At 56.7% G+C, this 7095-nt stretch carries 5 protein-coding genes and 1 pseudogene; 1 reads left to right on the top strand and 5 read right to left on the bottom strand.

The genetic code is table 11. The features are described 5' to 3' along the window. Positions 1-107: 107 nt before the first annotated feature. The 3 genes from A2I95_RS24260 to A2I95_RS24250 are packed head-to-tail and all read right to left on the bottom strand — an operon-like array spanning position 108 to position 4527. The gene (locus A2I95_RS24260; RefSeq protein ID WP_291733975.1) at positions 108-2228 is read right to left on the bottom strand and encodes a 3-hydroxyacyl-CoA dehydrogenase NAD-binding domain-containing protein; all 2121 of its coding nucleotides are present in this window, start codon (positions 2226-2228) and stop codon (positions 108-110) included. Between the two features lie 11 nt (positions 2229-2239). Then, complete coding sequence (locus tag A2I95_RS24255) at positions 2240-2926, bottom strand: dimethylsulfonioproprionate lyase family protein (protein WP_291733972.1); 687 nt, start codon at positions 2924-2926, stop codon at positions 2240-2242. After that, a complete protein-coding gene (locus tag A2I95_RS24250) occupies positions 2923-4527 on the bottom strand; it encodes a fatty acid--CoA ligase (protein ID WP_291733970.1) in 1605 nt (534 codons plus the stop codon). Before A2I95_RS24250 ends, A2I95_RS24255 begins: the two co-directional genes overlap by 4 nt. Positions 4528-4761: 234 nt before the next feature. On the opposite strand from A2I95_RS24250, the gene A2I95_RS24245 reads away from it, so the two are divergent. Beyond that, positions 4762-5691, top strand: a complete 930-nt coding sequence (locus A2I95_RS24245; protein WP_291733968.1) for a LysR substrate-binding domain-containing protein — start codon at positions 4762-4764, stop codon at positions 5689-5691. 10 nt (positions 5692-5701) lie between these two features. On the opposite strand, the gene A2I95_RS24240 is transcribed toward A2I95_RS24245, so the two are convergent. Both A2I95_RS24240 and A2I95_RS24235 read right to left on the bottom strand, forming a co-directional pair. Continuing rightward, positions 5702-6766 (bottom strand): sterol desaturase family protein, encoded by a 1065-nt coding sequence (locus tag A2I95_RS24240; RefSeq protein ID WP_291733966.1) that lies wholly within the window; start codon positions 6764-6766, stop codon positions 5702-5704. 9 nt (positions 6767-6775) lie between these two features. Next, positions 6776-7095, bottom strand: a pseudogene (locus A2I95_RS24235) (diguanylate cyclase); the annotation flags it as partial.

Genomic DNA, 7095 nt, shown 5'->3' with positions numbered 1-7095 from the left:
GTGCTGAATGGCGTGCCCCATCATGGTTGGGGATTTGATGTTGTTCAGCGCACCCTTGAAGGCAACCCCAATAGGGGTTCGTGCGGTAGAGACGATAACGGCTTCTCTCATGATGTTCCCTTTTTGGCCTCAAAGTGCTCTGCAAGTGTCACGCCCGTGTTTGCGAGTTCCTCCAGCAAAGGCGCGGGTGTGAACCACATCTCGCCATAGGCGCCCAGCGATTGCCGGTAGTGGTTCATGCGGTCCAGAATGCGGGGCAATCCGACTTCATCGGCATAGTGCATTGGGCCGCCGCGCCAGTCGGGAAAGCCATAACCGTTGACCCAGATCAGGTCGCAGTCCCCAGGGCGCGTTGCCATGCCTTCTTCAAGGATCAGAAAGCCTTCGTTGATCAAGGGATACAGACACCGCTCAAGGATTTCCTGATCGTCGATTTGTCGGTGCGCTACACCATGCCGTGTGGCCAGCTCTTTGCTGATTTGAACAACCTCGGGATCTTCAACCCGTGTCTGGCCCTCGTAGATATAGCTGCCTCGCCCGGTCTTCTGACCCAGTCGTCCTAATTCAAAAAGCCTGTCCTGGACTGCCTGGTATGCCGGATCATGCGCAATTTCACTTCGCCGCTCCTGACGCACGCGGGCGCCCACATCGATCCCAGCCAGATCTGCCATCGCATGAATGCCCATGGCCATGCCGAAACCTTCAAGGACGTCATCTACCTGTTTCGGCGCCGCCCCCTCAAGCAGCAGCCGGGACCCTTCGCGGAAGTATGGCTCCAGCATCCGGTTCCCGACAAAGCCGTAGCAAACGCCCACCGTGACAGGGAGCTTTCGAATCTTCTTTGCGACTGTGATTGCCGTCGCAATGACATCGGGTGCGGTCTTGGCGCCGCGCACCACTTCCAGCAAGCGCATGACATTGGCCGGGCTGAAGAAGTGGAGACCAATCGCATCCTCCGGACGGGACGTGACCGCGGCTATTTCATCAAGATCCAACGTCGATGTGTTTGAGGCCAGTATCGCGCCAGGTTTTGCGTGCCGGTCTAACGCTTCGAAAATCTGGCGTTTGACATTCATGCTTTCAAACGCTGCTTCGATGATCAGGTCGGCATCTGCGAGGTCTGCATAGCTGAGCGTCCCTGTGGCGTTGGATGCAAAAGCCTCTGCCTGATCAGGACTGAACCGTCCCTTGTCAGCTGCACGCTGGAAGTGCTTTGAAACCTGATCCAGCCCCTGTTCCAGCGCCCCTTGTGTAGCTTCCAAAAGTGTGACCGGATACCCCGCCTGAAGAAAGGCGATGGCGATGCCGCGCCCCATTGTTCCCGCGCCGATCACGGCGACCGATGCAATGTCACGTGGCCGCTGCTCGCGTGAAACGCCGGGAACCTTGGTGCATTCACGCTCTGCAAAGAACAGATGGCGGCCCGCGCGCGATTGAGGTGTGTCGAGCAATTCGGCAAATCCTGCCTTTTCCTGTGCAAGCCCCTGGGCCAGCGGCAATTCGCAGGCGGCCTGAAGCGATTTTAGGCATCGTTCAGGGGCGACAAGGTTTTTGGACCTTGGCGCGATCTCGGTCCGGAAACCCGCGAGAAAACCCTTCGGATCAGGGTGTGCGACGGTCATATCCGCGCAACTGCGCTTCGGATCCCCCTCACGCGCAATCCTGGTGGCGAACTCTATAGCATGTGCGCGAAAATCCTGGCCGCTCTCGAAAAGTGCGTCGACCAGCCCGCAGGACAGAGCAAAATCGCCTTTCACAGGGTCACCGGAAAGGATCATCCGTGTCGCCACTTCCAGCCCGGCAATCCGTGGCAGTCGTTGGGTCCCACCTGCACCGGGCAGCAGCCCCAGTTTGATTTCGGGCAGGCCCATCAATGCCTCCGGCGCGGCAACACGGTAGTCACAGGCAAGTGCGATCTCCAGTGCGCCACCCATCGAAGGGCCTGCAATAGCCGCGACAACAGGTTTCCTACTGGTTTCAATCGTTACGCACAGGTCTGGCAGATCCGGTTTGTCCCAGACTGCCCCTGTGCGGAACTCGGCGATGTCGGCGCCGCCGCAAAAAAGCGGCAGTGCCGAACATAAAACAATAGCTTTGACCTGCTCGTCAGCTTCCAACTCATGAACGGCCGAAGAGAGCGCTTGCCGCATCTTCAGGCCAAGTGCGTTCACTGGTGGGGCGTTCAGCTCGATGACTGCAACGCTGCCGCTGCGTTCTATAGAAAACATTTTGGGAAACCTCAGATGGACTTTTGGGCAAGACCTTGTTCGATCTCGGCCCAATCGTCGAAGTGGATGACATTGCAGCGTGAACTCACGTTCTCAAGCCAGACAAAGACCGAGATGAACGGCTGATCATAGACCCGGGTGGCATGGGGCTCGCCCGCGGCGTTCCAGATAAGCGATCCGGCTGGATAATCCTGCCAATCGCGGGTCCCGAACCGCCAGCCGGACCTCTGGGACAGGTTCAGATAAAGCTCAGGTGCGTCGTGGTTATGGTCGCGGTACAACGTCCGCGGACCCAGCATGAAGATGCCCAGGCTGAAGTCCGGATGGTGATGCCCGCAGGCATCTGCGCCAATCAGCAAGGAATGCAGGTTGCACTTAATATAACCCTCTCCCAGATCGGCGCCGGGCGGATAGAACTGCGCGTTGTCCTCACGCCAGACCAGGTCATCCTTGGCCGCAGACAGGCATTTTGCGATTTCAAGCAGTTTGGGCTCGGTGATGCCGGCGATGGCTTGTGTCAGCACCTGATCATGACGGGTTCCCTGGGGAGGGACATCACGCTGCCGCCTGTAGGAAAGGTCCATGGCTGCAAGCTTATCCAGCGTCAGATCAACACCCGGCGCATCGCTGCGGTGGGTCTCCAAATACGCGACAATGGCTTGGATGAGGGCCTGAATACGGTGCTGCTTTATTATCATGATTTCACATCTGCGCCTGTTGAAATCTCTTGCCGCAAGACCTTCTTGTCGAGCTTGCCAACACTGGTCTTGGGAAGCCGTTCGACAAAGAATATTCGGTCTGGCACCGCCCACTTCGACAGGTCGCCCATGTCAGCGCGCGACTGGAATTCTTCCAGGATGACTTGGCGCACCTGATCCGGTTCGGCATTCTTTGCAAGCTGAGCAACCAGTACCGGCCTTTCGCCCCACTTTGCATGCGGCAGACCAATTGCGGCCACGTCTTCGACTCCGGCACAAGAGGATGCTATGTTTTCCAATGCCAGTGACGAAATCCATTCGCCGCCGGTCTTGATCACATCCTTGAGCCGGTCAGTGATCTGCAACGATCCATTCTCACGGATGTACCCAACGTCCCCGGTGTGCAGATACCCGCCAGCCCACAGTTCGTCAGAGGCTTGCTCGTTACCGAAATAACCCTGGGTCAGCCAGGGTGCCCGGGCAACAACTTCGCCGGTTGTTTCACCGTCATGCGGTACGTCCCTCATATCTGGCGTCACAACACGAAGGTCGACAAGCGGTCCGGGAAAGCCGGTTTGCGCCTGTCTCTCCGGATCATCGCTGGACAAGTCTGCCACCGTCAGAAACGGACAGGTTTCGGACATCCCATATGCCGCATGCAATGATATGCCAGCCGCAGCAGCGCGGTCCTGCAGGCCGCGCGGTAAAGCGGCCCCGCCAATGATTACTTTCCACTGGCTCAGGTCTGTTTGCGGGCAGCTGGGATGGTCGAGCACCATGGACAGAATGGTGGGCACGCAATGGGAAAAAGTGACGCCTTCAGCAGCAATCAGCCGTAGAACTTCGTCTGGCGTGTAGCGGTCGGGATAGACTTGGCGCACGCCCATTATCGTCGCGGCATATGGAAATCCCCATCCATGGACGTGAAACAGAGGTGTCAGCGGCATGTAGACGTCGCCGCGGTGAAACCCGGCGTTTCCGGGGAAGGCGCCAAAACCAGCGATCAGGCCCAAAGTGTGAAGCACCAGCTGGCGATGGGAATAGCTCACCCCCTTGGGGTTGCCAGTGGTTCCAGTCGTATAGAACAGTGTTGCGGTCCGGCTTTCTTCAAAATCCGGAAACTCAAATCCGGTTGGAGCGTCCCCGATCCAGTCTTCGTAACCATCTCCGTTTCCGATTGGGATAATGACGATGTCCCGTTCAAAACCCGATTTGATCTCATCAATAAGCGGCATGAAATCCTGATGCACTATGATCAGGTCCGGCTGCCCATGATTGATCGTGTAAAGAACCTGCGCAGGCGACAAACGCACGTTGATCGTGTGCAGCACAGCGCCCATCATCGGAACCGCAAAGAAACACTCAAGATAGCGGTGGGTATCCCAGTCCATGACACCAACACGCATGCCCTCGTCAATACCGCTGGCCTTGAGGGCATTGGCAAGCTGGCCGATGCGTTCGTTGAGCTGAGCATAGGTCAGCCGCATGTCGGAGCCGCTGACGATCTCTTGCCTGGCGGAGACAAACCTGGAACGCGTCAGCAGCTGCTTGATCAGCAACGGATAGCCATATGCATTCAGCGAAGGTGACGTGACGGACATACAAAAGGAATCCTTGGCTTTCTTCACTTGCCAATCTGCCATCTCTCAACGAGCCGAAGAATTGAAAGATTTTTGCATTCATCAAGGATTTCTAACCGGTGCGTTGAGCGTGAAAATACCGTTTGACCGCATGTAAAGTTGGGCAAATATTCAATGCCACCCGCCGCCGTAATTTTTGCCGCCAGTTAGGCAAGCTAAAGGATGTCGGGCTGCAACCATCGAGGAGGCCCGTCGGTGACGACCCATATGCCAACATTGGTTTCTCTGCGTGCCTTTGAAGCCGTGGCGCGTCACAAGAGCTTTCGCAAGGCAGCTGACGAGATCTGCGTGACGCATGCGGCCGTCAGCCACCAGATCAAGGCGCTGGAGGCGGCAATCGGAGTTCAACTTCTTGAACGCACAAGCCGTTCCGTCGAACTGACGCCAGCCGGCGAACAGTATTATCCGCCAATCCGCGAACACATTCAGGGGATAATCAAGGCAACCAGGCGCATACAGGCACCGGACGAGCCCGATGTGCTGCTTGTTCAGTCTTATGCAAGTTTCAATACAATGTGGCTGCAGCCCAGGCTTGCCGGTTTCCTTCAGGACAATCCGAACACCCGCGTGCGCATAATCTCAACCTTTGAAGACGGTGACTACGACGCGCACAGATTTGACGCGGGCATCTTCAATGCTCCGCCTTTTGACAAGAGATTTGACTACAGCCCGTTGTTTGAAACCGACATTTACCCGGTGTGCGCTCCAGAGGCTTTGAGTGATCCGGACATGGGCATGACATTTGATGAACTGGAGAGTTTCTTGCTGCTGGGCGTCCCGACCACGCCGTCAGATGTGGATGACTGGACTTGCTGGCTGGAGGCGGCAGGCCTCAGCCGTGACGACATGAAATTCGGGTCCGTTTTTGATAATTATCCCCTGGTTCGTGAGGCAGTCCTGAAAAACCATGGGATTGGAATGGCAAGAGCGCCATTCTGCGCCCGTGACCTTGAGAGAGGGCGCTTGGTACGGCCGTTCGGTCTCTCCGTTCCAGAGCCGAGTCAATGGTACCTTGCAACGCCAAAAAACAGTGCCGCGAACCCGAAACTGGCTCTGTTCACCAGGTGGCTTGAAGAGGAAATCGAAGCTGACCCGACAATGAGAAACATTCCGGCAGACGTTTAGGCGGCGTCATTCAGGAACCACCGGTCAGCGCGTTCCAGATCAACGCTGACCGTCCTGAGGTGTCACCATGCCACTCATTTCGCGTGCATGCGTTTTTTGGTTTCGCGCACATGTTCCGTTGCCTCCGGGCTGCCATCGTGAAAGCTGCCGAACCAGTGTCCCAGGGCATTTCCGGGCCGCCATAATTGCATTCGAAATACCGGTGATGCAGTTGGTGGTGGAACGACCCGATCTTCAGGTGGGCCTTGTCCCTCAGCACCAGGTTTTCAAACCCGGCATGCGACGTGGCCGAAGCAAGCGCCAACGAGTATCCGATGAAGAGGAAGTGGATCGGATGCGCGGGCACAACCAGGAAGATCAGCAACAGACTCATGTAGCCGGCATGTTCGATCGGATGCATGGAAAAGCCAGACCACGGTGCGACTGAAACACTGCGGTGATGCACAGAATGCACGCGCTTATAGATCCATGGGATGTGCAGTGCGCGGTGCAGCCAGTAGAAATGGAAGGACTGTACAACAGGCAACAACAGGAACAGGGCAAAGAACCAGATCGGATTGCTCCGGGCCGTGATCATCGGTGCCCATCCATTGGCGTAAGCCGTCCAAACGATGGCATCATAGAATGTCCAGACGGTCACGCCAGATAGGAGCGCGTAGGTGACATTGTCCCAATACTGATCGTTCCACAGGAAGATGCGCGCATTATTGGCTGGTCCGCGCCGGTCGAACTTGTAGTCGTCGCCTTGCTTCTTCCATCCGTAAAGCCACAGATGCAACCCTTGGGCAAAAAAGGTCATCAGGATCAGATTGCGCGCCCAAAGCTGCAAAACCCATCCCCAACTTAAGCGCTGCATCTGCTCCAAGGGCGGCACCAGCCAAACCCAGATGGCCCAAGCCATCAGCGCGTAGATCAAGTATTCGGTGATCGGCAGCCAGTTGGTCGCAAACCACCGGAGCGTGGACAGGGGCCTTGGCGGCCACGAGAAAAGCGGCGTTACGGCGACAGGCAAGTCTGGATGCCAATTCCATTCCTTGCTTGTGCCGGCTTTCAGGTGCTTTTCAGTGGCCGACATGGGCGTCTCCTATCGGTCCAACCAGATCTTATCCATGTGAATTTCAAAGGTCGGATGCATACCCATTCCTTTCACATTCTCACGGCAGTGATTGTAAAGGGAACGCCAATAGGGCTGCGTTACAACGCCTTCGTCCAGCAAGATCCTCTGCAGTTTGGCCATGAATCCCCTGCGCTTGTCCGCATCAGGGGTTGCCAGTGCCTCTGCCAGCAAACGGTCGAACTCAGGATTGTTGAACCCGGTTTCGTTCCAGTTTTCTCCGGACCGGTAGGTCAGGGCCAGAATTTGCACGCCGAGCGGGCGCATGTTCCAATTGGTCGAGCTGAAGG

The sequence above is a fragment of the Leisingera sp. F5 genome (assembly GCF_001593695.1).
The sequence above is the reverse complement of the archived record's forward strand: the minus strand, read 5'-3'. Positions and strand labels throughout refer to the sequence as shown.